Origin of the sequence: Streptomyces sp. NPDC059524, assembly GCF_042749255.1 — a bacterium.
Lineage (GTDB): Bacteria > Actinomycetota > Actinomycetes > Streptomycetales > Streptomycetaceae > Streptomyces > Streptomyces xanthii.
Genome location: NZ_JBHYTK010000048.1, coordinates 23548 through 49137 on the forward strand (window position 1 = coordinate 23548; position 25590 = coordinate 49137).

Consider the following 25590-nt stretch of genomic DNA (forward strand, 5'->3'; position numbering starts at 1 on the left):
ACCGTCATGCCCTGCTCACGCTTCGTCGTCTTCAGGTTCCGTTTTCGGTTCCGCTTGCGGGATGAGCTGCCCACCGGTCAGACCGGTCAGCAGCAGCTCCGAGGTGTCCTCGGCCAGCCGCGCCGCCCGAACCCCCGCGTCCCGCAGCGCGTGCGCCTGCCGGAACGCCTCCCCGTACCGCCGCTGCTCCTCGAGCGGCATCAACGGGATCCGCAGCCGGCCCGGACTGAGGTTGATCGACGACGTGCCCGTCGACGCACCCGCGATGTTGTACGGCGCCGCCACGAACCCGGCCAGGAACCACGGATCCAGGCGCGCCGGATCCGGGCGCAGCAGATGGACCTGCAGCCCGATGACGGCGCCCGCGTCCTCCTCCGTGGCCACCCGGACCACCGGACCCCCACCCGAGGTGATCCCACGGACGAGGACGTCCCCCACCTCGATCACCGGAGGCGAACCGGCAGGCAGCGGCTCCGACGTGTCGGCCGGGGCCCCGACGGCGATATGGCGTGCCGTGAGGACTCGCCGGCCGTTCCCCAGGGCGGGTTCCGTTTCCGCGGTGCGGGACTCCGGCGTCAGACGCAACACCGTGAGCGCCCCGCCCCGCGCCAGATCGGCGGCCGTCGCCGTACGCCACTCGCGGGGGAGCCCCGTAGCAGCCGCGACCCGGTCGACGGCGAGAGCGGCCACATTCCTCAACTCGTCGACGCAAGCGCCAAGTTGACGGGCCGACGTAACCGTCAGCTTCGCGAGTTCCGCCGGGTCGACGTCCGCCGGGGACACCCGCACCAGCCGCGCCGGAGTCAGATCGCACTGGTCGTCGAGCAGGTCCACCGTCTCGACCGCCCGTACGCGGTTCGGCTGCGCGGCGAGCCCGGCGGGATCCGTCCGGAACGCCTCCCACGCCGTCACCGCCTCCGCCGCCACCCGCGCCCAGTCCACGGACGCGGCCCGCAACGGGTTCCTGGCCCGCGCCGCGCCCGCCCGCTCCCCGGCATCACCGGCCTCGGAGTCCGGCGCCGCCGTGTCGACGAAGAGGACCGACCCCGGCACGGGCGCGGACGGATCCGGCGCCGCAAGAACCCACAGATGCAGGCCCACATGGAACGGCTGCGCCGCGCCCGCCGGAAGGGCGATCACCGCCCGCAGCGCACCCTGGCGCACCAGCTCACGACGCACCCGGCGCCCCGACGGCCGCGCCGCCGTGGCCGGAGGCATGACGAGGACCGCGTGCCCGCCGGGCAGCAGGTGGGCCAGCGCGTGCTGCACCCAGGCCAGCTCGGAATCCGTACGCGACGGCACCCCGAACGCCCACCGGGCGTCGTACGCCAGCTCGTCGTGCCCCCAGTCCCGGTCGCCGTAGGGCGGATTGCACAGGACGGCGTCCACGGTCAGGGCAGGGAAGGCGTCCGATCGGAGGCTGTCCCCGTGCCGGACGGTGATCTGCGCGTCCGGCGCCGCGAGTTCGAGCCGGACCGCGCCCCGGCGGGCCTGCACCTCGTGCACGTCCTGCCCGTACAACGCGCGGGCCCCGCGCGCGGCAGCCGCGCCGAGCAGCGAGCCGCTGCCGCAGGCCGGATCCAGTACGGACGCCGGGGACCCCGGCAGCAGACGTGCGGCGAGCTCGGCCAGCGGCTCGGGCGTCACGTACGTACCGCTCGCCGCCGACTCCTCCAGCTCCCGCTCGGCCAGCACCGCGAGCGCCGCCTGCGGGCCCTCCTCGCGTACGCACTCCAGCAGCGCCCTGATCGCGGGCGCGTCCGAGGCGGCGTACCCGGCGGGGTGGCCACCGGGGAGACGGTCCGCGGAGGCCGCCTCCAGGGCGATCGTGCGCGCGGCCAGCTCTGGGTCCGGAAGCCGCGCCAGGTCCTTCAGGTCGGCAGGCGTGCTGCGGGCGGCCGCGAGGACCAGGACCAGCAGGTCGGCGGAGCCGCTGCCGGACGCGGCGCGCAGGCGCAGCATCGTGCGCAGCTCCTCCGCCGGGTTCGGCGCCGCCGAGTGACCGCGGCCCGTGAGCCAGGCGCGGACCGCGCCCAGGTCGTACAGCGGACTGGACTCCGTACCGCCGGCCGGGGCCGGGAAGTCCTCGTGGCGGCGCCGCCAGTTGCTCACGGTCGCCCGCGTGACACCGGCGATCCGGGAGATCTCGGCGGCCGTGACCAGGGGGACGGGCTGGGGCATCTGGGGACCCGCTCCTTCTTCCGTTCGCGTGCCGGGCGCGCTGACCGCTTCAACATACAGCACTGGACTTCCCTGTGAACAGGATTGACGATGCTTTCACTGCCGTGCTTATCTCGTAGTGCATTCGCATCGCGACTCTGAACACGGGGGAACCCCATGCCTGACTCCGACCCGGCCCCGTCGGTCCCGCCCGCACAGCCCGGATTCGGCCCGCCCGCGCCACCGCGGCGACCGTGGGGCGGCGCGCCCGCTCCCGTGCCCCCGGGACCGCCCGGAAAGCCGGGATCCGCACGCAAGCGCGCGCTCTACGGTGCCGTCACCGCGCTCGTCTTCTTCGCGGGCGTCGGGATCGGCGCCGCCGGAGGTGGCGAGGACGAAGGGGCGGACGGGAAGACGGCCGCCGACGCCGGGCCGCGCCCCACCGTCACCGTCACGGAGGCGGCAGGAGCCGAGCCCGCGCCCACGGTCACCGAGACCGTTCGGGCCACGGTCACCGCCAAACCCAAGGCCAAGCCCAAGCCCGCCGGACCGAAGGCGACGATTCCCGGTGACGGGGAGTTCCTCGTCGGCGAGGACATCCAGCCCGGCACTTACAAGACGTCCGGGCCGGACGGCTTCGGCTGCTACTGGGAACGGGCGAAGGACGCGAGCGGCGAACTCACCGCGATCATCGCGAACAACAACCTGGAAGGCCCCGGCCGGGTGACCGTCAACCAGGGCGAGTACTTCAAGTCGCGAGGCTGCGCCGACTGGCAGAAGACAGGCTGACCCGGAGCACGGCGCGACAGGGGACGCGCCGCATCGGCAGGTGGCCTGATCTCGTCGAACTCCCGATCAGAGCGCCTGCCACTCACTGATACTGCTTTCTCGACCCCGGCACCGCACAGCACGGACCACGCGGCACCGGGGTCACGCACGGGAGGGAAACAGGGGGCATGAGCACCATCAGCCGTGACGACGTCCTGGCCACCGAGCAGAGCTCGGTCGACCACGCCTACGACTGCTACGAAGCCCGCCTCGCCGAACTCGACGGCGACTCGGTCGCCCGGGCCTCCGCGAGCGGCAAGGACAGCGTCGCCGTCAAACAGGAGGCCGAGCAGCGGGCCGCCGCCTACGGCGGGCTCGGAGCCGAGTCGCTCGTCATCGGTCGGGTCGACGTCACCGAGCCGGACGAAGGAGCTCAGACCTGGTACATCGGCCGGCGCGGCGTCCGTGACGACCAGAACGACCCGGTCGTGCTCCTGTGGACGACCCCGCTCGCCAAGAAGTGGTACGAGGCCAAGCCCGAAGCGCCCGGCGACGTCCTGCTGCTGCGCCGGCTCCGGTGTGAGCAGCGGAAGGTGACGGGGTACAGCGACGACATCGCCGTGGCCGGGCATGTCCCCGCGGCACGGCCGCCCGCCGACGACCCGGCGGTGGACGCGGACGCGGCTGTCCCTGGTGCGCCGGTCGCGGACCCTCGACGGACCGGGCCCTCGCCGGGTGACGTGGCCCGTATCCAGCGGCGCAAACCGCGCCAGCCCGACGACTTCCTGCTCCGGGAACTGCAGCGGGCGCGCCGCGGCACCATGCGCGACATCGTCGAGACCATCCGCCGCGACCAGATGGCCCTGGTCACCGGTTCCCCCTCCGAGGTTCTGATCGTCCAGGGCGGACCCGGTACCGGCAAGACGGCTGTCGGCCTGCACCGCGTCACGTGGCTCGTCAACAACGACCACTTCAAGGCGTCCGACATCCTGGTGGTCGGCCCCCACCAGATGTTCCTCAACTACGTGGGGCAGGTACTGCCCACCCTCGGTACCCGCGACGTCAACGCCGTCCAGCTGAACCGCCTTTGGGACGACGAAGCACCCGGCGTGGACACCATGGCGGTAAGCCGAGTGAAGTCCGACGCGCGCATGGCGGAGGTACTGCGCCGCCGCGTCGAGCGGGACTGCAACCTCGACGCCGTGGACGCGCTGCTCACCGCACCGTCCCACGCCGACGACGAACCCACCTTCACCGTCAACCTCGGCAGCACCGTGCTGCGGCTTCCGCGCGAAGAACTCGTCGCGCTCGTCGTCGAAGCGCGGGACGCGGACGGGGCGTTCCGCGAACGCCGGGACCGATTCCGCACCCGGCTCGTCGACCGGCTGCTGCAGCGTCTGGTGGACATCGCGCCCCGCCGCGCCCGGGACAACTCCGTACGACGCAGCATGGAACGCAACCGTGTGGTCGAACGTCTCGTCGACCGGGTCTGGAACTCCCCGGGCCCGCGCGAAACCCTCCGCAGCCTGTACGACTCGCCCGAACTGCTCCGCGCCTGCGCCGAGGGTCTCCTCGACGAGGACGAGCAGGCCGCGCTCCACCGGCCCCGCGCGGCCCGTGCCGACGACGAGCTCTGGACCCTGGACGACCAGGTGTGCCTGGAGGAACTCGGCCACCTCATCACCGGGGACACGCCCCGACGGTACGGCCACATCGTCATCGACGAGGCTCAGGACCTCACCCCCATGCAGGCGCGCTCGCTGCGCCGGCGCGTAGCGGCCCGGGGATCCATGACGGTCCTCGGCGACCTCGCCCAGGCGACCGGACCCCATCACCACCCGGCCTGGGACCTGCTCGGCGGCCTGCTCTCCGATCACGGTGACTGGAACGTGGCCCGGCTGAACACCAGTTACCGCGTTCCCGCCGAAATCATGCGCTTCGCCGCCCCTCTGGCCCGAGCCGTCGCACCCGACCTGCCCTACCCGCAGGCGGTCCGAGAAGCAGGCGCCGACGCGGTCCGAGTGGTACCGACCGACACAGAGAACCTGCTTGCCGAGGTCCTCACCCGCGTCGGCGCCCTCGCGGACACCACGGACGGGCACGGCGCCCCGCGCTCCGTCGCCGTCATCGTGCCCGACGCCTCCGACTGGCAGGAGCGGATCACCCGCGCACTGGAGAACGACGCCAGTACCGCCACGCTGCCGGACCCCTCCGCCGTCAGCGTGATCGGCGCCGGCCAGGCCAAGGGAATGGAGTACGACCACGTCATCGTCGTCGAACCCACGGCCATCGCCGAGCACGAGGACGCGGGACTGCGCCGCCTGTACATCGCACTGACCCGCAGCACCCAGACCCTCACGGTCCTGCACACGACCAAGCTCCCCGCGGCCCTCACCGAGACACCGGTCGACGCGGCGGGAGACGAATCGATCCCATCGCCGGAGGAAGAGAGCGCGGGAGCGGAGTTGCTGGAGATCGGTTCGACACTGAGGGTCCGCGTCGAGGGGCACCGCGGAGGCCACTGCACCGTCACCGCCCTGAACCTGTCCACCGGGCGTCCCCTGCGCCTCGCGTCGCGTGGGCACTCCACACCGCCCGCCACCGGCACCGAGCTGGAGGTCTGGGTCCTGCGCCACGCGGCCGGAGCGACGTTCGTCACCGCCGACACCCATGGCCGCAAGCCGATCTCCCCGACGATGGCCCGCCGGTACATCGCCGCACTCACCGCGGTGGAGGAGATCGTCGAGGGCACCATCCCGCCGAACGGGCGCGAACGGCTCTCCGAGCTGAAGGGAATGGCCAACCGCTGTCTGCGCCGTGACCAGCACGACTGGCTGGACGTCTGGCGCATCCTCGGCAAGCCGGACACTCCCCGCCTCGAAGCACTCCGCGACCTCGCTCACGGAGTCGGCCGGCAGCTTGCCCCGAGCGCGCACGCAGACGCCGAGTCGCTGCGCGCGATCGTGCGACAGAGCGACTGGACCCCGGTGTTGGCGGCAGCGCGGACGGCGCTCGAAGCCAGAAACCCCACGGTGGACCCGTTGACGGAGCCCGAACCGCAAGAGCAGGCGAAGCCCGCCGCGCAGCCCACACCCGAGGAGCCCGCCCCCGTGGCCACCACCGAAGCCGCACCCGAGACCGCCGCCGCCCTCCGTGACTCGCTCGCGACAGCGGCGCGGACCGACCGCACCTGCAAGACCCACGAAGCCGTCCGCCACGAACTCATGGCTGCCCTCCTGCGCGCCGACCTGCAGCCGACGACCACCGACCTGGCCGACGTCACCTGCACGACCCCGGACGGTGAGGTGCTCTACGAGGTGCTCGGCTCCGGCCGCACCACCTATCAGGACCTTCGGGAGGGCGCGGTACGCATCCTCGAACTCCATTACGTTCTCGCAGGACGGTTCGACGCACGATGCCTGGTGCTCAGCGAACCGCCGACGGAGCCATGGGCGGCTGAGGCGGTGTCCTCCACCTTTGGGGTCGGTCTTCTGTGGCGGACGACCGATGGATGGGGCGGCACGGCCTCGACGGCGTTCCAGCACTGACGCCGTGCCGCCCCGCCGTCATCATCGCTGTGCGGCTGCTGCGAGGTTGGGGACCCGCGGGTTGAAGACCCACACGCCCTGGGAGTGGGTTGCCCCCATGACCCTGCCCGCAGACCGCAACCACGGGTTGGCCTTCTGGAACGGCGCGAAGTTGTCGTTGGACACGATGATCCCAGCGACCTCCTCGGCGATGCTGATCACCAAGGCGTCGCCCCGGCCCTCCGTCCCGGCCGGCGGTTGCACCACAGTGCCGTCGGCGATCGCCTGTTCCACGAGGGGGCGCTCACCAACGAGCACGTCGTGGCGCAAGGTGGCGTCGACCACCACGTGCAGGTCCCGGTCGGGGTGCTTGAAGCGCAGGGACCGAACCGCTGCCTGCAACGCCGCGAAGCTCGGCCTTCCGCCCGCGCTGCGCGGCGGACGGCCGTTCCAAGCGAGGTTGGACCCGTCGATGACAAGTGGCGACGTTTCCGTGATCACCCCCGCCGCGGAAGGAGCGGAAAGCGGTGGGGCAGGCTTGGGTCCGCGGCCCTTCTCGTTCTGCGGTCGCGTCCGCTGGGGGTGGGTCGGAGCACTGGCCGAGCGTGCAGCCGGGGTGAGGGCGAGGAGCCGGTCGAGCTCCTTCTGTACCTCCGGGAGAACACCGCCGTCCCCGAACACCTTCACTTCTCCGTCGAGAACCACCTCTCCAGTTCTCTGCAGCGTCGCCCTGACCGTCAACAGACCCTCTTTGCTGTAGGTGTACTCGAGGTCGAAGACGCCGTCCTCGGCCTTGCACGGCCGCGGGTAGGTCAGGACCAGGTCAGTGAGTTTGACGTTGTCCGGGTGATCGACCTCGCGGTCGGCATCGCCCTCCCAGACCTCGACCGTCAACCGGGAGACGTGGTCCTTCGTCGGCTCGTACGACTTCACGCGGTGCTGAGGCAGACGCTGATTGCGGTCGATGAGGGAGCTGAAACTCCGCTTCCCCTCGCGGTTCTTGGTGATCGTGCCCAGGGCGTGGGTGTTGACCACGCGGATGATGCTCTTGAGCTCACCGTCCATGGCCGCCCCACAGATGGCCGCTCCCTCGGCCACCGCGGTCATCGGGTCGCACAACGCACTGTCGACGAGCTCGCAGTCGAGTGCCTCCGCGACAGCCGCTCGCACGGCCGGGATCTGGCTGCTGCCGCCGATCATCAGCACCGCGGTGAGATCCTGTGGGTCGATGCGCGCCTGCGCCAGGCATTCCTCCACCGGATCGAGTGCACGCGTGATCAGATCCTGGATCGCCTCCGAGAACTCGTCCTGACCGATCTCCACGGCGACGCCGTCGGGTGTGCTGACACGGACCGACTCCTGCTGGGAGAGCAGGATCTTGGCCCGCTCGATCTCGAGGGCGAACATCCGCTTCTCGGAGGGGCTCCAACCTCCCCGGGCCGGCGCCCGGTCGAGCACCATGCGGCGCAGGCGTGAATCGATCTCCAAGCCACCCAGGCGGTTCACTCCCCGGCTGGCCTTCTCGTCGAAGAACCCGCCGTCGTGCAGGAGCAGCGTGGCGTCCATGGTCCCGCCACCCCAGTCGAAGACCAGGAACTCGCCGTCCACTTCCATCTCGTGTGCGTACGCGATCGCTGCGGCTGTCGGCTCGTTCAGAAGCGTGCGCACCGAGATCCCGGCGGCACGAGCCGCCTCACGTGTACGGAAGCGCGCTGCGCCCGTGGCATTCGCGGGGACGGTGATGACGGCCTCGCGGATTTCGGTGGCGGCCTCTTCCTCCGCGGCCCCGGCGATGGAGCGGAAGACACCAGCGGCAGCGGTCGTGGCCGCGAAGCGTTCACCGCCCAGCGTGACGAACGGCTCCTCGCGCAGCATTCGCTTGCACGCCTCGACCGCCTCCTCCGAACGGAGTTTCGCCTCCCAGCCGAACAACGTGCCAGAACGCAGGGAACTCGTACCCACGACCGACGGAAAGAGTCGCTCGAAGCCTCTGTGGCCCCAGTTCGCGTCCAGCCCGTGACCGCCGATGTCCAGGACCTCGACGTACTCACCGTTCCACTGGGCAGCGACCGAGTTGGTGGTCCCGAAGTCGATACCTGCTGCCGTCATGATTCCTCCCCCGACTGCAGACCCGCGGACTTGGAGACGCGCCGCAGCCGCCCCGCGAGAATGACCTTCCCTGTCAGCTCGTCCACGTACGCCGGGCTCAGGAGCTCGAAGGCGTCTCCCTCGCCCTCGACCACCACGAACCGGTCGCTCTCCTCTGGCTGGGTCACCCGCAGCAGGCGTAGTTCCCGCAAGTGAGCCGTCATCGCGCCTTCGACGCTGTCGCGACCGTCCGCCGCCCGGGACCACAGAAGCGCGTCGATCTCGGCCAGCCGCCCGGCGAACTGCGCACGGGTGCGGAACTCTTCCAGAACGGCCCGCCGTACTGCCGCGGTGAGCGCGCCGGCCGCGTGTACCTCCTCGGCTCCGGCGGCCGCCAACACCTCGGGCACGCGCGCTGTCACCCCCTTGATCACCGTCATCGCGTCGATCGGCGCAGCGGGAGTCTCCGGGGCACCACTGTGATCTGGCTGGACGGGAGCGTTCAGCTGGCGTTGCAGGCGGCGCTTCCGCCCTCCGGGCTTGTGCGCCGGTGGAGTGGCCTTTCCACCGGGCTGAGTCTGTCCGCAGGCGGGGCACCTGCGGTGCGGGCGCTCCTTCTTGGGAACGCTCTTCTTGGGAGGCATAAGGTCTGCTCTGCTTCGTTCTGTTCGGGCTGGCGGATCGAGCCAAGGACGGTGAAACGGTCACTGCACCTGGCGGTGGCGGTCGAGCCGCGGTGCGGTGGTTCGGAAGTCGTCAAGCAGTTCGACGGCGGCGCGGGCGCGAATGCCCTCCAACTCGCCTCCACTTGTCACCGGAGTCCGACGCGGCAGCGCATCCACCGGAGGCACCAGATGCTGGGGAACCCGGGTGGGTAGGTCAAACCGGGACCAGTCGAGTGGCAGTCGGTAGAAGACGTCCCATCCGGCCTCGGTGTGCAGAGCTGCACGAATGCGCTCCTCGGCTCTGTTCAATTCCGATTGCGCCCGCGCATCCCCCTCATGCCGACGGAAGAGTTCCCGGCAGTGCGTCTCCCAGTTGCCCGAGCCGTGGTCCAGGCCGATGTCGAGGAAAGGGTTGCTGAACGGGGCCCGGTCGTTTCTTTTCGTGGCTCTCCAGGAGCGGAGGATGCGGAGATTGCGCTCGGCAACGGGACCGCCTAGCGCTGCTGCCAGCTCGGCGTGCTCCATCGCGGCGTCGAGCTGCCTGTCCCGCGCGGCGGGCGAATCGAGCTGCTCGCTCAACGCCACGGCTGTGTAGGCCCCGAGCGCGTGGGCCTCTTGCACCATGGCAGGGGGGACCTTACGGCTCTGTGCGCCCCCGACCAATGAGCGGACCTGCTGGGAAGCCGCTTCAGGTTCGCCGGCCTTCACGAGGTCGTAGGCTCGGTTGAGGGCGACAAGCGCGTAGAACGGGCTTCGTCTGGCATCGACCGTCTCCCGGGGGGACCACAAGGTGGTCATCAGCCGCCAGAGCCCCTGGTCCTCGGTCATGCTCGGCGGCCATTGCCCGGACAGCGCACCTGACTTGAGGTCACGCAGTTCGATCTGCTGAGGCCGGGGCAGGGCCACGTCGAGCGCGTGCAGCATCGTCGTATCGCCGTCGATGACGACGTCGTACAGCAGATCCCAGACGTCATCCGGTTCCTGACGCGGGAGTGTCTCACCCAGCAGGAAGGAACGGCGGCGCAGGTATTCCTGCCAGCCGAGGCGTTCAGCCTGCTCGCCGGTGATGGCGGCCGGTTCGAGGCGGGCGCGCAGATAGGCGCTCTCCTGCTCGCCCCGGCTCGCCCACGGCGCGTCCTCGGTCATGAGGCCGCCATGCTCGATCAAGTCGTCGATGACGGACAGGGGTGCCCACGAGAGAACCTGGTCAAGATAGCGATTCGGCACAGGAATCGCACCGCGGGTGGCGGCAGTTGCGAAAAGGCTGAAAGCCGGGCCGCCGGAAACTGCGCGGGCGCGCTTGCTGACGAGATCGAGCGCCGGTGCCGTTGAGCACAACACTCGGCACCGCTCGAGTCCCGGCTCGTTGAGCCATCGCACTCCGGTCGCCCAGAGGCTCCGCAGGTGGCCAAGCACGGCTTGCGCCGGAAGAAGGCTCAGGCCCGACCGGATGGCAGACAACAGGTGCTCGCGATCCGGATCCCCGGCCGCTGCCTGCGCAAGGACCGAACGCTCCGCTTCGGGCAGATCCGTATCCAACGCATCGGTGAGCACGCTCAGTACCGCTTCGACAGCATCGGTGCCACCGACACCGAGCCAGCGCCACTTGCGCTGGGCGAAACCACTCACGCCAGAGGAGCGCTTGCTGTCCCGCCGCTCGCGCGCACGCTTCAGACGCTCATTCTCAGCGTCCTTCGCCGCCTGCCGAACGGCGGCCGGGTCCGTCATGTCGTACACCCGGACAGATTATCCGGGTGATCCGACAATCCATACAGCCTGGTATACATCGTGACCTCACGTGCAGCGTGGTCACGATGTATACCGCCGACGGCGGCCTCAGATGTCCCGGAAGATCTCGATCTGCGCGCCCACCGAGTTGAGCCGCTCCGCCAGATCCTCGTAACCCCGGTTGATGACATACACGTTGCGCAGCACCGACGTGCCGTCCGCCGCCATCATCGCGAGCAGGACGACCACGGCCGGACGCAGGGCCGGCGGGCACATCATCTCGGCGGCGCGCCAGCGGGTCGGGCCCTCGACCAGGACGCGGTGGGGGTCGAGGAGCTGGAGGCGGCCGCCGAGGCGGTTGAGGTCGGTGAGGTAGATCGCGCGGTTGTCGTAGACCCAGTCGTGGATGAGGGTCTGGCCCTGGGCGGCGGCCGCGATCGCCGCGAAGAACGGGACGTTGTCGATGTTCAGGCCCGGGAACGGCATCGGGTGGATCTTGTCGATCGGCGCCTCCAGCTTGGAGGGGCGGACCGTCAGGTCGACCAGGCGGGTGCGGCCGTTGTCGGCGACGTACTCCGTGGAGCGGTCGTGGTCGAGGCCCATCTCCTCCAGGACGGCCAGCTCGATCTCCAGGAACTCGATCGGCACGCGGCGCACGGTGAGTTCGGACTCGGTGACGACGGCCGCGGCCAGCAGGCTCATCGCCTCGACCGGGTCCTCGGAGGGGGAGTAGTCCACGTCGACGTCGATGTGCGGGACGCCGTGCACGGTCAGCGTCGTCGTGCCGATCCCGTCGACGCGGACGCCGAGCGCCTCCAGGAAGAAGCAGAGGTCCTGGACCATGTAGTTGGACGAGGCGTTGCGGATGACGGTCGTGCCGTCGTGGCGGGCCGCGGCGAGCAGCGCGTTCTCCGTCACGGTGTCGCCGCGCTCGGTCAGCACGATCGGGCGGTCCGGGGCCACGTCCGGCTGGACCTCGGCGTGGTAGAGCCCCTCGGTCGCCGTGATGTCGAGGCCGAAGCGGCGCAGCGCGATCATGTGCGGCTCGATCGTGCGGGTGCCGAGGTCACAGCCGCCCGCGTACGGCAGCTTGAAGTGGTCCAGGCGGTGCAGCAGCGGGCCGAGGAACATGATGATCGAGCGGGTGCGGCGGGCCGCCTCCGCGTCGATCGACCCCATGTCGATCGTGGCCGGCGGCACGATCTCCAGGTCGATGCCGTCGTTGATCCAGCGGGTGCGGACACCGATGGAGTTGAGGACCTCGAGCAGGCGGTAGACCTCCTCGATGCGGGCGACGCGGCGCAGCACCGTGCGGCCCTTGTTCAGGAGGGAGGCGCAGAGCAGCGCCACGCACGCATTCTTGCTCGTCTTGACGTCGATGGCGCCGGACAGGCGGCGGCCGCCGACGACCCGCAGGTGCATCGGACCGGAGTAGCCGAGCGACACGATCTCGCTGTCGAGTGCCTCGCCGATGCGGGCGATCATCTCAAGGCTGATGTTCTGGTTGCCGCGTTCGATGCGGTTGACTGCGCTCTGGCTGGTTCCGAGTGCCTCGGCCAACTGTGCCTGCGTCCAGCCCCGGTGCTGCCGGGCGTCACGGATGAGCTTGCCGATGCGTACGAGGTAGTCGTCTGCCATAGCGGCAGGTTATCTCAGATATGAGATGACGCATTCCGTGGGGCCCGTTCGGGTGAAGGGGCTTGACGGAGGCTCAGCGACCGCACTCGTGACCGGTGTGACCTTAGTGGCGGAAGTGGTTGATTCCGGTCATATGCGGATCTGACGGAGTGTCGCGCCCGCCATCGCCGGTCGGAGGGGGTGGCGTCAGGCGTCCGTCACGCAGTCCACCGCGCACCCTCGCTCCCGGAACCGTCTGTGCAGCGCCGCCGCCGCATCCTCCCGCCGCGCGTACGGAAACCCGAAGTGCCCCCGCATCAGCTCCAGCACCGCGTCCGTCCGCACGATCGCCAGCTCCCCGGCTCCCGCCCGCCGCCGCGCCTCGGCGATCGCCATGTCGCAGGCCCGCCTCAGTGCCACCGGATACCGTCGCCGCTCGGCCGCGTGCGCGCGCCGCGCATGGAAGGGCCGCCTCACTCGCCCGCCGGCCAGAAGCCCGAGCGCGACGAGCGCGATCCCCGCGGCGGCCACGAGTGCGCCGAGCGTCACATTCACGGTCCACCCCCTGCGGGGGAGGGTAGCCCTGAATGATGCCTCGCCCCGGGACGTAGCACTGGTGGAGTGCGAGGTGCCGTACGACGATGGGAAGGCTGGGCGGGTGGGCGCGCGGTGAAGGGCCGGGTGGCGCCGCTTGATGGCACCGCTCGGTGATGTACTAGAGTTATCTCGACATCGAGATATCTGCCGAGGCGTGCCGCAGTCGCGCGACCTCGCCGCCTCGACGGTAAGGGTTACCTAACTAAGCCTTACCTTAGCGGATCGGCGAGCAGGTCGTGTCGGCAGGATGTGGTGGAACGCGCACATATATGAAGGAGACTGTCGTGTCGGCGAACAGCTTCGACGCCCGCAGCACGCTGCGCGTGGGCGACGAGTCGTACGAGATCTTCAAGCTGGACAAGGTCGAGGGCTCCGCGCGCCTCCCTTACAGCCTGAAGGTCCTCCTGGAGAACCTGCTCCGCACCGAGGACGGCGCGAACATCACCGCCGACCACATCCGTGCCCTCGGCAGCTGGGACTCGCAGGCCCAGCCCTCCCAGGAGATCCAGTTCACGCCGGCCCGCGTGATCATGCAGGACTTCACCGGCGTGCCCTGCGTCGTCGACCTCGCCACCATGCGTGAGGCCGTCAAGGAGCTCGGCGGCGACCCGGCGAAGATCAACCCGCTGGCCCCGGCCGAGCTGGTCATCGACCACTCCGTCATCGCCGACAAGTTCGGCACGAACGACGCCTTCAAGCAGAACGTCGAGCTGGAGTACGGCCGCAACAAGGAGCGCTACCAGTTCCTGCGCTGGGGCCAGACCGCGTTCGACGAGTTCAAGGTCGTCCCGCCGGGCACCGGCATCGTGCACCAGGTCAACATCGAGAAGCTGGCCCGCACGGTCATGGTCCGGGGCGGCCAGGCCTACCCGGACACGCTGGTCGGCACCGACTCGCACACCACGATGGTCAACGGCCTGGGCGTCCTGGGCTGGGGCGTCGGCGGCATCGAGGCCGAGGCCGCCATGCTCGGCCAGCCGGTCTCCATGCTGATCCCGCGCGTCGTCGGCTTCAAGCTGACCGGCGAGCTCCCGGCCGGCACCACCGCCACCGACCTCGTCCTCACGATCACCGAGATGCTGCGCAAGCACGGCGTCGTCGGCAAGTTCGTCGAGTTCTACGGCGAGGGCGTCGCCGCCACCTCGCTGGCCAACCGCGCCACCATCGGCAACATGTCGCCGGAGTTCGGCTCCACCGCCGCGATCTTCCCGATCGACGACGAGACGCTGAAGTACCTGCGTCTGACCGGCCGTGACGAGCAGCAGGTCGCGCTCGTCGAGGCGTACGCCAAGGAGCAGGGCCTCTGGCTGGACCCGGCCGCCGAGCCGGACTTCTCCGAGAAGCTCGAGCTGGACCTCTCCACGGTCGTCCCGTCGATCGCCGGCCCGAAGCGCCCGCAGGACCGCATCGTCCTCGCGAACGCCGCCGAGCAGTTCAAGCACGACGTGCTGAACTACGTCTCCACCGCCGACGAGGCGGGCGAGGAGTCCTTCCCGGCCTCCGACGCCCCGGCCGCCACCAACGGCACCCCGTCGAACCCGGTCACCGTGACCGCCCCCGACGGCTCGACGTACACGATCGACCACGGTGCCGTCACCGTCGCCGCGATCACCTCCTGCACCAACACGTCGAACCCGTACGTGATGGTCGCCGCCGCGCTCGTCGCGAAGAAGGCCGTCGAGAAGGGCCTGACCCGCAAGCCGTGGGTCAAGACCACCCTCGCCCCGGGCTCGAAGGTCGTCACCGACTACTTCGACAAGGCCGGTCTGACCCCGTACCTCGACAAGGTCGGCTTCAACCTGGTCGGCTACGGCTGCACCACCTGCATCGGCAACTCGGGCCCGCTGCCCGAGGAGGTCTCGAAGGCCGTCAACGACCACGACCTCGCCGTCACCTCGGTCCTCTCCGGCAACCGGAACTTCGAGGGCCGCATCAACCCCGACGTCAAGATGAACTACCTGGCGTCCCCGCCGCTGGTCGTCGCGTACGCCATCGCGGGCTCGATGAAGGTCGACATCACCAAGGACGTCCTCGGCACCGACCAGGACGGCAAGCCGGTCTACCTGGCCGACCTGTGGCCCTCCGAGGCCGAGGTCAACGACGTCGTGGCCAACGCCATCGGCGAGGACATGTTCGACAAGTCCTACGAGGACGTCTTCGCGGGCGACGCCCAGTGGCAGGCCCTGCCGATCCCGACCGGCAACACCTTCGAGTGGGACGCCGAGTCCACCTACGTCCGCAAGCCCCCGTACTTCGAGGGCATGGGCATGGAGCCGGCCCCGGTCGGCGACATCACCGGCGCCCGCGTCCTGGCCAAGCTGGGCGACTCGGTCACCACCGACCACATCTCGCCCGCCGGCGCCATCAAGGCCGACACCCCGGCCGGCCAGTACCTCACCGAGCACGGTGTGGAGCGTCGTGACTTCAACTCCTACGGCTCGCGCCGAGGCAACCACGAGGTCATGATCCGCGGCACGTTCGCCAACATCCGCCTGCGCAACCAGATCGCGCCGGGCACCGAGGGCGGCTACACCCGCGACTTCACGAAGGACGGCGCCCCCGTCTCCTTCATCTACGACGCCTCGCAGAACTACCAGGCCGCCGGCACCCCGCTGGTCATCCTGGGCGGCAAGGAGTACGGCTCCGGCTCGTCCCGCGACTGGGCCGCCAAGGGCACCGCGCTCCTCGGCGTCAAGGCCGTCATCACCGAGTCGTACGAGCGCATCCACCGCTCGAACCTCATCGGCATGGGCGTCCTGCCGCTCCAGTTCCCGGCCGGCCAGAACGCCGACTCGCTCGGCCTGACCGGCGAGGAGACCTTCTCCATCACCGGTGTCACCGAGCTCAACAACGGCACCACGCCGAGCACGGTCAAGGTCACCACCGACACGGGCGTCGAGTTCGACGCGGTCGTCCGCATCGACACCCCCGGTGAGGCCGACTACTACCGCAACGGCGGCATCATGCAGTACGTGCTGCGCAACCTGATCCGCAAGTAAGGGATCGAGCAAGCGGTACAGCAGGGCAGGTGAGGGCCGCATCCCCGGTGACGGGGGTGCGGCCCTCCGCCTTGGTCAGCGGTACCGGTAGACGATCCGGCCCCGCGTCAGGTCGTACGGGCTGACCTCCACGAGCACCCGGTCGAACGGCACGATCTTGATGTAGTTCTTCCGGATCTTGCCGCTGATGTGCGCCAGCACCTTGTGCCCGCTCTTCAGCTCCACCTGGAACCTGGCGTCACGCAGGCACTCCACGACGGTGCCCTCCATCTCGATACCGCGGTTCGTCTTCGGCATCAGAGGATCACCAGCTCCGCGTTGCCGCCGGCGCGCTCGGCGCCGACGGTCTCGAACAGGGCCAGGGCCGCCTCGTTGCGCTCGCCGACCTCGGCGGACACCGCCCTGGTCCCGGAGGTGTGGAGGGAGCCGAGCACATCGGCGAGCAGCGCCCGCGCGACGCCCCCGCGCTGCCGGTCGGACCGGACCGCGAGGAGCCCGATGCGCGGCTGCCGCGGCACGGGCGCGAGCCGGAGCAGTCCGACGTAGCGCCCGGACGCCTCCGCCACCGTGTACTTCGTCGGATCCGTCACGACGGCGTCGTCGAGGCGGGGCAGCACCTCGGCCGGCATCTCCCGCCAGCCGAGCGAGGCCTCCACCTCGGCGCGGACCGCGCGGTCCAGATCGCGCAGGGGGTCCCGCTCCGGCGCGCCGAACGGGAGGATCGTCACGCCCGACGGCGGACGGACCGGGCCGAGGCCCGTGACCCGCGGGTCGGTCGGAACGAGGTACACGCCCTCGCGGCGCGCGACGGTGAAACCGGCGTGCTCCCAGCGGGACATGAGCGCGGAGTCGGCCTCGTCGACCACCGTGTACAGGGGGCGGGGGAGTGCCGCGAGCAGGGCCGCGACCAGGGGGTCGAAGAGCGCGTCCTGCCAGACGTCGATGCTGAGGAAGAGCCGCCCGTCGTGCCGCCGCCAGGCCTCACCGCGGCCGACCACCAGGTCGTCCACCAGCGCGTGCCACTCGTGATCGGCGACGCGCGTGATCACCGCTGAACCGGTCAGTTCTGTTGATTCCATAGGTCTTCACCTTTTCGGGATCGCCATGTCGAAAGCGCTCCCGGGCGACCTACGTCAATCGCCTGACCGTGGGGAAAGGAGGAGCACCCACTTGCCTTCTCTGTACATGGGTCTCACCTCCAAGGGCCGCGTCACGGTTCGTCCACGAAGGTACGCACCGTGTCGCGGCCCTGTCCAACGAATTGATTCAGGGAACTAGCCGAGCAGTTCCACCTCCGCCACCGTCGCCGCGCCACCCGCGAACACCAGCCGGTAGTGCCGGTGTTCGCCCGGGTCGCTCACGCCGAACACGCGCGTCTGCCGGTCCCAGGCGAAGGACTCACCGGAGCGCGAGTCGAGCGTCTTCCAGGACGTCCCGTCGTCCGACGCCTCCAGCTTCCAGCCCGCCGGGGCCTTCGCCCGGTCCTCGGAGGTCAGCGTGTACTGCACCGCCTTCGCTCCGTCCGCGCCGACCGGCAGCTCCACCGACTCCGCACGCGCCGAGGTGGCCGAGGAGTTGTCGAACAGCGGGCCCGAGCCCGTCGTGACGTCGTGGCGCGGGGCCGGCACCTTGTCGTCCTGCGTGATCGAGGTCGGCGCCGCGTCCTTGCCCGTCCCCCACGCCGACGGCTTGTCGCCCATCGCGAACTCGATGACACCGCCCTTCGACACGAGCGAGTGAGGCAGCGAAGTCTTCGACCAGGTCCGGCCGTTGACCTTCACACCCTGCACGTACACGTTCTTCGCGCTGTTCTTCGGCGCCTTCACGACGAGGTCCTCGCCGTTCTCCAGGTGCAGCGTCATCTTCGTGAACTGCGGGGAACCGATGGCGTACTCGCCGCTTCCCATGACGAGCGGGTAGAAGCCGAGCGAGGAGAAGAGGTACCAGGCGGACTGCTCGCCGTTGTCCTCGTCACCGTGGTAGCCCTGGCCGATCTCGCTGCCCGTGTAGAGGCGCGAGAGCACCTCGCGGACCTTCTCCTGCGTCTTCCAGGGCTGCCCGGCCGCGTCGTACATGTACGTGACGTGGTGCGCGACCTGGTTGGAGTGCCCGTACATGCCCATCCGCACGTCCCGGGCCTCCGTCATCTCGTGGATGACCCCGCCGTACGAGCCGGCGACCTCCGCCGAACCCGTCTCCGGCGTCGCGAAGTACGTGTCGAGCTTCTTCGCGAGACCGTCGCGGCCGCCGTACAGATTGGCGAGGCCCCGGCTGTCCTGGACCGCCGTGAACGCGTAGCCCCAGGCGTTGGTCTCCGTGTAGTCGTGACCCCAGATGCGCGGGTCGAAGTCCTCCGACTTCACGCGCCAGTCGCCCTGGGCGTCCTTGCCCTGGAAGAAGCCGGTGCCGGCCGCCTTGCCGTCGAACATGTTCACGTAGTCGCGGGCGCGGTTCAGGAAGTACTCCGACTCCTCCTTGTACTTCTTCTCGCCCGTCTTCTTGTAGAGCGCCTGGCCCATCCGCGCGATGCCGTAGTCGTTGAGGTAGCCCTCCAGCGCCCACGACAGGCCCTCGTGCGTGTCCGTCGACGTGTAGCCGAGGAACGGAGAGGTCTCCATGCCCTTGCGGCCGACGCCCGACGACGGCGGCACCACGGTCGCGTTCTTGACCGCCGCCTTGTACGCCGCCTCGGCGTCGAAGCCCTTGACGCCCTTCACGTACGCGTCGGCGAACGCCACGTCCGACGACGTGCCCGTCATCAGGTCCGCGTACCCGGGCGAGGACCACCGAGAGATCCAGCCGCCGTCCCGGTACTGCTGGACGAATCCGTCGACCAGCTCACCCGCCTTCCCCGGAGTGAGCAGCGTGTACGCGGGCCAGGTCGTCCGGTAGGTGTCCCAGAAGCCGTTGTTGACGTACGGCTTCCCCTCCACGATCTTCGCGCCGGTGTGCGTCGGGGTGTCCGGACCCGGCATCGGGGAGAACGGCGAGGCGTACTTGTACGTGCCCTTGCCGCCCGCCGAACGGACCTTCTCGAAGCCCGAGTTGGGGTACAGGTACAGCCGGTACAGCGAGGAGTAGAGCGAGGTGAGCTGGTCCTGCGTCGCGCCCTCGACCTCCACCTTCCGCATCAGCGTGTCCCACTGGGCCCGCGCCGCGTCCCGCACCTGCGTGAACGACCGCCGCTCCGGCACCTCCTGCGCCAGGTTGTCGGCCGCCTGGTCGATGCTGATGAGCGAGGTCGCCAGGCGCAGCGTCACCGTGCGGTCCTTGCCGGCGTCGAACGTGAAGTGCCCCTTCACGCCCGCCGACGCGGCCTCCTTCACAGGCCTGTCGAAGACGCCGTACACGAACAGCCGCGTCGCGCCCGTCGACAGCCCCGACTTCACGTCCGAGTAGCCGGTGACGACCCCCTTGTCCCGGTCGAGGGTGAGGCCGCCCTGCTCGGAGACGTTGTCGAAGATCACGCTCGCGTCGTCGCCCGGATAGGTGAAGCGCAGCGCCGCCGCGTGGTCGGTGGGGGCCATCTCGGCCTTCACACCGTTCTCGAACGTCACCCCGTAGTAGTAGGGGCGGGCCGTCTCGTTCTCGTGCCGGAAGGGCAGCGCGCGCCCCGCGCGGGACGTGTCGACCGTCTTCGCCGCCGACGGCATCATCTGGAACGTCTGGCGGTCACCCATCCACGGACTCGGCTCGTGGCTCGCCGCCAGCGCCTCCATCGTGGGCAGGTTGTCCTTGTCGTTGTCCCGGGCGTAGTCGTAGAGCCAGCTCAGCGAGCCCGCGTTGGTGACCGGCGTCCAGAAGTTGAAGCCGTGCGGGACGGCCGTCGCCGGGAAGGTGTTGCCGCGCGAGAAGCCGCCGCTGGAGTTCGTGCCGCGGGTCGTCGACGCGTAGTCGCTCAGGTGCGCCTTCGGCTCCGCGGGCTTCGCCCGCTCGATGCCGAGGTCGTCGATCCAGCCGCGGAACTTCGCCGGACCCTTGGGGGAGTCGTAGGCGACGAGGATCCGGTCGACGGTCTTCCCGGCGGCGACCGAGCCGATCCCGGAGCGCACCGCGTTCCACTGGTTCACATAGAGCCGCTTCGCCGCGCCCTGCCCCTGCGGCGTGAGGAGCCCGCCGTGGGAGTCGACGGCCTTGAGGTCGCTCAGGTACGTGCCGTCGGTGAAGGCCAGGTCGACGGAGACGTTCGTGGCGTCGTAGTCGAGATCCTTGTCGGCCATCTGCGGGAAGATCTTGTAGGACAGCTCGGTGTCCTTCTCCACCGCCACGTCGACGTCGAACACCTTGTTGTACGAGTACGCGCGCCCGTCCGTCTTGTGGGTGCCGGCGTAGCGCAGCGCGCGCACCCCCGTGAAGCCCGCGCCCGCCTTCGCCGTCGGCGAGCCGCCCGGACCCTTGTCGACCAGGGAGAGCATGTCCTCGGGGGCCGGCGCCTGCTCGTCGCCCGTGGACAGCTGCAGGTCGGCGAGCTGGGTGATGTCCGGGGCGCCGTTGTTCTTCGTGAACTCGATCCGGATGTGCGCGTACGCGGCCGGCTTCTCGATCGCGTACGTCTTCGTCTCGAACCGCGCCCCGAAGCTTTCCCCGGTACGGCTGTCCAGCGTGGTCCAGGTCGTGCCGTCCGCCGAGCCCTTGAGGACCCAGTCCTTCGGGTCCCGCTCGTCGTGGTCGTTCGCCGAGGTCAGCGCGTACTTGCGGACCTCGACGGGGGAGTCGAGGTCGTACTCGACCCAGGCCGTCGGCGCGAAGGCCAGCCACTTCGTGCCGGCCTCCCCGTCGACCAGGTTCTCCTTGGTCTCCCCGCCGCCCGCGTTCTCGGCGCTGGCCCGGACCTCGGTGACGTGCCCGTTCACATTGCCGGGGATGCCCGCGACGTAGCCGCCGTCGACCCCGCTCGCGCGCTTCTTCCCGTCCGCGTCCGTGTCGACCGTGTTCAGCCAGTCCGGCGCGGGCTGGCCCGCCTCGAAGGAGGAGCTGAACCCCTGCGCCGCGTCCTCTTCCCGGTCGGGCCGCGGGGCCGCCGCGCCCTGCCCCGCAGTGGTCAGGACCAGGGCGGCCGCCCCCAGTACCGCCGTGACGCCGAGCCGTCGCCGGCTCCGGCCGGTTCTGTACCGGCCCGTTCTGTGACCCGTGCTTCCCCTGCTTCCGCCCTGCATCCCTGCACCCTCCCGGCGCGCTCGGACAACGTTGTCAGCTTGGTGCGCAGGGTCCAGTAGTGCGGCAAGTGGTCAAGGGTGTCAAGGGTGTTGGGCCGTACGGGCACCCGCACCGGGTGTCGACTCGCTCGGGTGTACGGGGCACGGAAACCCGCCCCGCGTTCGACCTCCGAACGCGGGAATGCCGGCGGCGCGGGGGAATGCCGGCCGGGGCGATGCCGTGGCTGGTTTCCGTGAGGTCTCAACTCGGAAAAGACCGACGTCCAAACCTGCATTCGATCTTGCCCACCCCGCGGGAAGTGGACTATACCTGTCGGCGTCTGGCCCGGCCGGTGCGAACCGGCCGCGGACGGACCCGGGGAACGGGGGGAGAGCGGCGGGGGCGCGAGCGCGCGGCCCGTCGGATTCCCCCTTGCCGCCGGTTCTCATCGCAGCACCCAGCTCCACCTGCGTTCCCCCTCGGTGAGGGGACGACACAGCACATCACCGCGGTGCCGGGGAGGATCCGGTTCACCGCCTGAGTCCTGGAGAAGGCGAGGACTTGAGCATGGGATCCACCCCCGGCGTACGCCATCGCGATCTGATCGAGCGGGGCGCGACCGTCGCTCCGGCCGCGGCCCCGGTGACCGCTTTTCCGGCATCGCTCAGCTGATCACCCTCGGTGCCGCCGCGCGGCACCGGGACGACGGCGAAACGCCCCGGCACGCAGCTCCGCGGACCCCTCTGGCGGAGACCCGCACCCGGGGCGCGCTCCAAGAGAAGTGCGGCAAGGGCCGGGCCGACCCGGCCCGCCGGCCGCACACGCAGCACATCCGTACAGCTCCAACCGATCAGTGAGGATGCAGAGATGACCATTCGTGCCGGCTCTCTTGACAGGCGGACGCTCCTGCGCGGAGCGATCGCAACCGCGGCGATGGGTTCGTTCGCGGTGGCGTGTGGCTCTCCCTCGGGCAAGGGCGACGGAGGTGGCGGTCCGAAGGGCGAGAAGAGCGCCACGAACCCGTTCGGCGTCGCCAAGAACTCCAAGGTCGACGCGGCCATCTTCGACGGCGGCTACGGCACCGACTACGTCGACTACACCAACCAGGTCGTCGGCAGCCAGGTCAAGGGCCTCAAGGTCCAGGTCAAGCCGGTCGTCGACATCGCCCCGGAGCTCCAGCCCCGCTTCGTCGGCGGCAACCCGCCGGACCTCATCGACAACTCCGGTGAGGACCAGATCGGCTTCCTCGGCATCCTCGACCAGCTCGAGGAGCTCGACGACGTCTTCGAGGCCAACACCTACGAGGGCAAGAAGATCGCCGACATCGTCTACCCCGGCGTGAAGGACCCCGGCACGTTCAAGGACAAGTTCGTCGCGCTCAACTACGTGATGACGGTCTACGGCGTCTGGTACTCGAAGACGCTGTTCGAGGCGAACGGCTGGACCCCGCCGAAGACGTGGGACGAGGCGCTCGACCTCGGCCAGAAGGCGAAGAAGAAGGGCAAGTACCTCTTCGTCCACGGCAAGGAGGCGGCGACCTACTACCGCACGCTCCTGATCGACTCGGCGATCAAGGAGGGCGGCGACGAGGTCCGGCTCGCACTGGAGAACCTGGAGAAGGGCTGCTGGTCGCACCCGGCCGTCCAGGGCGTGATCAAGGTCATGGAGACCATGGTCAAGCAGAAGATGTTCGTCCCCGGCGGCTCCGGCACCCAGTTCCAGAAGGCGCAGGCGATCTGGAGCAACGACCAGAAGGCGCTGCTCTACCCCTCCGGCGGCTGGATCGAGAACGAGATGAAGAAGGCCACCAAGGCCGACTTCCAGATGACCGGCTTCCCGTCGATGACGCTCACCGACAAGCCGAAGCTGCCCTACGAGGCGATCCGCGCGGCCGCGGGCGAGCCGTACATCGTGCCCAAGCAGGGCAAGAACCCGGCCGGCGGCAAGGAGGTCCTGCGGGCGATGCTGTCCGAGAAGGCGGCCGCCAACTTCTCGAAGACGAAGCTGGCCCCGACGATCGTCAAGGGCACCGTGCCCGCCGACGGTTACGGCTCGTCGGCTCTCGTCTCGCAGACGAAGATGCTGGAGGCCGCCGGCACCAACATCTTCACCTACAACTTCGTCGAGGCCTACGGGATGAACACGGACCAGCTGGTGCCGTTCAACTCGTTCCTCTCCGGCGACATCGACGGCAAGGGGCTGACCTCGGCGCTGCAGAAGATCTCCGACAAGATCCGGGAAGACGACTCCGTCGACAAGATCAAGGTCAGCTAGCACCGCGATGAAAGAAACGACCATCTCCGACACCGCGAGCCGCCGGCCCGGGGCGGCCGCCGGCGGTGGGCGGCCCCGGCGCCGCAAGCTCACCTTCGACCGGGTGACGTTCTTCCTCGCGTTCCTCGGCGTCCCGCTGGCCATCTTCGTGCTCTTCGTCCTGTACCCGTTCGTCCAGGCGATCTTCTGGGCGATGACCGACTGGCGCGGCTTCAGCCCGGACTACGAGTTCGTCGGCCTGGACAACTTCACCAAGATGTTCCAGGACGACGTCTTCATGAAGGCGTTGCGCAACATCGCGATCCTCGCGGTCTGCGTGCCGCTGGTGACGTTGACGCTCGCCCTGGGGGTCGCGGTGGCCGTCACCCTGGGCGGTCCCAGCAGGGGCCCCGTCCGGGGCATCAAGGGAGCGTCGTTCTACCGGATCGTCTCGTTCTTCCCCTACGTCGTGCCGGCGATCATCGTCGGCCTGGTGTGGGCGCAGATGTACGACCCGAACGCAGGCCTGGTCAACGGCATCCTCACGGGCCTCGGCCTCGACGGGTTCGACAAGTTCGCCTGGCTGGGCGAGACGGCGAGCGCGATGCCGTCCCTGATGTTCGTCATCGTCTGGGGGCTCGTCGGCTTCTACGCGGTGCTCTTCATCGCCGCGATCAAGGGCGTCCCCGCGGAGCTGTACGAGGCGGCGAGGATCGACGGGGCCGGCCGGCTGCGGATGACCCTCTCGGTCACCCTGCCGTCGATCCGGGACACCGTACAGACGGGCTACATCTACCTGGGCATCGCCGCGCTCGACTCGTTCGTCTACGTCCAGGCGATGCTGCCGGGCGGTGGCCCGAACAACTCGACCCTGACGATCAGCCAGCGGCTGTTCAACGTCGCTTTCGCGAAGCAGCAGTTCGGACTCGCCACCGCCATGGGTGTCGTGCTCGCCGTCGTGACCCTCGTGTTCGCGGCACTGGTGTTCCTCGTCAACCGCCTGACGGGCGGCGGCGAGGGCGAGGGCAGAAAGAAAGCGCCCGGGGCCAAGGCCCGTCGTGGCGCGGTCAAGGGAGGTGCTCGGTGAGCGCCATTGTTGCCGACCGGGAACAGACGACGGACCGCAAGCCGGCGCGTGACCGGAAGCTGACGAGAGCCGCCGCGAGCAGCGACCGCCGGTTCGCGGTGATCTCGCACACGCTGCTGATCCTGTGGTCCGTGATCGTGATCGTGCCCATGCTGTGGGTGCTGGTGTCCTCGTTCAAGTCCACCAGCGAGATCCTGTCGTCGCCGTTCAAGCTGCCGAAGCGCTGGCGGTTCGAGAACTACGCGCACGCGTGGACCGACGCGAACATCGGGAAGTACTTCCTCAACTCGGTGATCATCGTCGTCTCCGCGCTGGTCCTGGTCATGCTGCTGGGCGCGATGTGCGCCTACGTCCTGGCCAGGTTCGAGTTCCCCGGCCGCCGGCTGATCTACTACGTGATGCTCGCCGGGCTGACCTTCCCGGTCTTCCTGGCGATCGTGCCGCTCTTCTTCCAGCTGCAGAACTTCGGTCTGCTGAACACGCGGCCCGGTCTCGTCCTCACGTACGTCGCGTTCGCGCTGCCGTTCACGATGTTCTTCCTGTACTCGTTCTTCCGGTCGCTGCCGCACGACGTCTACGAGGCCGCGCTGATCGACGGCGCCGGTGACTGGCGGGCGTTCTTCCAGGTGATGCTGCCGATGGCCAAGCCGGGCATGGCCGCGGTGGCGATCTTCAACTTCCTGGGCCTGTGGAACCAGTTCCTCCTGCCGGTGGCACTCAACACCGACCAGGACAAATGGGTGCTGACCCAGGGGATGTCCGCCTACGCGTCCTCGCAGGTCTACGACATCGACTACGGCGGCCTGTTCGCGGCCATCGTGGTCACGGTCGTGCCCGTGCTGATCGTGTACATCATCTTCCAGCGGCGGATCGCCGGTTCGGTGTCGCAGGGCACCTTCCGCTGACGCACACCGTCGCGCCGCACCCGCGTCGCACAGGGGCCGGGCCCCGGAGTGACCGCTCTC

At 69.5% G+C, this 25590-nt stretch carries 15 protein-coding genes; 6 read left to right on the forward strand and 9 right to left on the reverse strand.

The features are described from left to right. Nucleotides 1-15 precede the first annotated feature (15 nt). Entirely contained in the window at nt 16-2181 is a 2166-nt protein-coding gene (locus ACFW9D_RS16135) for an N-6 DNA methylase (protein ID WP_384622430.1), read from the reverse strand. Nucleotides 2182-2337: 156 nt separating this feature from the next. Here ACFW9D_RS16135 and ACFW9D_RS16140 point away from each other — a divergent pair, with 156 nt between their 5' ends. Next, complete coding sequence (locus ACFW9D_RS16140; RefSeq protein WP_384622432.1) at nt 2338-2949, forward strand: hypothetical protein; 612 nt, start codon at nt 2338-2340, stop codon at nt 2947-2949. A 167-nt stretch (nt 2950-3116) separates the two neighbouring features. Further along, nucleotides 3117-6476 (forward strand): HelD family protein, encoded by a 3360-nt coding sequence (locus ACFW9D_RS16145; protein ID WP_384622434.1) that lies wholly within the window; start codon nt 3117-3119, stop codon nt 6474-6476. A gap of 21 nt (nt 6477-6497) precedes the next feature. Here the strand turns inward: ACFW9D_RS16145 and ACFW9D_RS16150 are convergent, their stop codons facing one another. The 5 genes from ACFW9D_RS16150 to ACFW9D_RS16170 all read right to left on the reverse strand — a co-directional run bounded on the left by ACFW9D_RS16150 (nt 6498) and on the right by ACFW9D_RS16170 (nt 13108). Then, the gene (locus ACFW9D_RS16150) at nt 6498-8564 is read right to left on the reverse strand and encodes an Hsp70 family protein (protein ID WP_384622436.1); all 2067 of its coding nucleotides are present in this window, start codon (nt 8562-8564) and stop codon (nt 6498-6500) included. Further along, entirely contained in the window at nt 8561-8983 is a 423-nt protein-coding gene (locus ACFW9D_RS16155; protein ID WP_384622438.1) for a hypothetical protein, read from the reverse strand. Before ACFW9D_RS16155 ends, ACFW9D_RS16150 begins: the two co-directional genes overlap by 4 nt. Before the next feature lie 264 nt (nt 8984-9247). Further along, on the reverse strand, nt 9248-10936 hold the full coding sequence (locus ACFW9D_RS16160; protein ID WP_384622462.1) for a hypothetical protein: 1689 nt from the start codon (nt 10934-10936) through the stop codon (nt 9248-9250). Nucleotides 10937-11044: 108 nt separating this feature from the next. After that, nucleotides 11045-12574, reverse strand: a complete 1530-nt coding sequence (locus tag ACFW9D_RS16165; RefSeq protein ID WP_384622442.1) for a helix-turn-helix domain-containing protein — start codon at nt 12572-12574, stop codon at nt 11045-11047. A 186-nt stretch (nt 12575-12760) separates the two neighbouring features. Continuing rightward, nucleotides 12761-13108, reverse strand: coding sequence for a hypothetical protein (locus ACFW9D_RS16170; RefSeq protein ID WP_384622445.1), 348 nt, complete (start codon nt 13106-13108; stop codon nt 12761-12763). Nucleotides 13109-13419: 311 nt separating this feature from the next. On the opposite strand from ACFW9D_RS16170, the gene acnA reads away from it, so the two are divergent. Continuing rightward, a complete protein-coding gene (gene acnA, locus ACFW9D_RS16175; RefSeq protein WP_384622447.1) occupies nt 13420-16149 on the forward strand; it encodes an aconitate hydratase AcnA in 2730 nt (909 codons plus the stop codon). 75 nt (nt 16150-16224) lie between these two features. On the opposite strand, the gene infA is transcribed toward acnA, so the two are convergent. The 3 genes from infA to ACFW9D_RS16190 all read right to left on the reverse strand — a co-directional run bounded on the left by infA (nt 16225) and on the right by ACFW9D_RS16190 (nt 21305). Then, nucleotides 16225-16446 (reverse strand): translation initiation factor IF-1, encoded by a 222-nt coding sequence (gene infA / locus ACFW9D_RS16180; RefSeq protein WP_188336352.1) that lies wholly within the window; start codon nt 16444-16446, stop codon nt 16225-16227. Further along, a complete protein-coding gene (locus tag ACFW9D_RS16185; RefSeq protein ID WP_384622450.1) occupies nt 16446-17228 on the reverse strand; it encodes a GNAT family N-acetyltransferase in 783 nt (260 codons plus the stop codon). Before ACFW9D_RS16185 ends, infA begins: the two co-directional genes overlap by 1 nt. A 195-nt stretch (nt 17229-17423) precedes the next feature. Then, nucleotides 17424-21305: a GH92 family glycosyl hydrolase gene (locus tag ACFW9D_RS16190; RefSeq protein WP_384622453.1), complete on the reverse strand. Its 3882-nt coding sequence runs from the start codon at nt 21303-21305 to the stop codon at nt 17424-17426. A gap of 847 nt (nt 21306-22152) precedes the next feature. On the opposite strand from ACFW9D_RS16190, the gene ngcE reads away from it, so the two are divergent. Genes ngcE through ACFW9D_RS16205 form a run of 3 tightly spaced genes read left to right on the forward strand, consistent with a single transcriptional unit; the run spans nt 22153 to nt 25530 of the window. Continuing rightward, nucleotides 22153-23559: an N-acetylglucosamine/diacetylchitobiose ABC transporter substrate-binding protein gene (ngcE, locus tag ACFW9D_RS16195; protein WP_188336349.1), complete on the forward strand. Its 1407-nt coding sequence runs from the start codon at nt 22153-22155 to the stop codon at nt 23557-23559. 7 nt (nt 23560-23566) lie between these two features. Next, nucleotides 23567-24625, forward strand: a complete 1059-nt coding sequence (locus ACFW9D_RS16200) for a carbohydrate ABC transporter permease (protein WP_384622456.1) — start codon at nt 23567-23569, stop codon at nt 24623-24625. After that, on the forward strand, nt 24622-25530 hold the full coding sequence (locus tag ACFW9D_RS16205; RefSeq protein WP_188336347.1) for a carbohydrate ABC transporter permease: 909 nt from the start codon (nt 24622-24624) through the stop codon (nt 25528-25530). Before ACFW9D_RS16200 ends, ACFW9D_RS16205 begins: the two co-directional genes overlap by 4 nt. Nucleotides 25531-25590: the final 60 nt, after the last annotated feature.

Excerpts from the sequence above, each read along its gene's own strand:
- ACFW9D_RS16165 (WP_384622442.1), bottom strand. The coding sequence starts at position 12,574 with ATGGCAGACGACTACCTCGTACGCATCGGCAAGCTCATCCGTGACGCC.
- ACFW9D_RS16155 (WP_384622438.1), bottom strand. The coding sequence starts at position 8,983 with ATGACGGTGATCAAGGGGGTGACAGCGCGCGTGCCCGAGGTGTTGGCG.
- infA (WP_188336352.1), bottom strand. The coding sequence starts at position 16,446 with ATGCCGAAGACGAACCGCGGTATCGAGATGGAGGGCACCGTCGTGGAG.
- ACFW9D_RS16160 (WP_384622462.1), bottom strand. The coding sequence starts at position 10,936 with ATGACGGACCCGGCCGCCGTTCGGCAGGCGGCGAAGGACGCTGAGAAT.
- ACFW9D_RS16145 (WP_384622434.1), top strand. The coding sequence starts at position 3,117 with ATGAGCACCATCAGCCGTGACGACGTCCTGGCCACCGAGCAGAGCTCG.
- ACFW9D_RS16190 (WP_384622453.1), bottom strand. The coding sequence starts at position 21,305 with ATGCAGGGCGGAAGCAGGGGAAGCACGGGTCACAGAACGGGCCGGTAC.
- ACFW9D_RS16185 (WP_384622450.1), bottom strand. The coding sequence starts at position 17,228 with ATGGAATCAACAGAACTGACCGGTTCAGCGGTGATCACGCGCGTCGCC.
- ACFW9D_RS16200 (WP_384622456.1), top strand. The coding sequence starts at position 23,567 with ATGAAAGAAACGACCATCTCCGACACCGCGAGCCGCCGGCCCGGGGCG.
- ACFW9D_RS16140 (WP_384622432.1), top strand. The coding sequence starts at position 2,338 with ATGCCTGACTCCGACCCGGCCCCGTCGGTCCCGCCCGCACAGCCCGGA.
- acnA (WP_384622447.1), top strand. The coding sequence starts at position 13,420 with ATGAAGGAGACTGTCGTGTCGGCGAACAGCTTCGACGCCCGCAGCACG.
- ACFW9D_RS16150 (WP_384622436.1), bottom strand. The coding sequence starts at position 8,564 with ATGACGGCAGCAGGTATCGACTTCGGGACCACCAACTCGGTCGCTGCC.
- ACFW9D_RS16135 (WP_384622430.1), bottom strand. The coding sequence starts at position 2,181 with ATGCCCCAGCCCGTCCCCCTGGTCACGGCCGCCGAGATCTCCCGGATC.
- ngcE (WP_188336349.1), top strand. The coding sequence starts at position 22,153 with ATGACCATTCGTGCCGGCTCTCTTGACAGGCGGACGCTCCTGCGCGGA.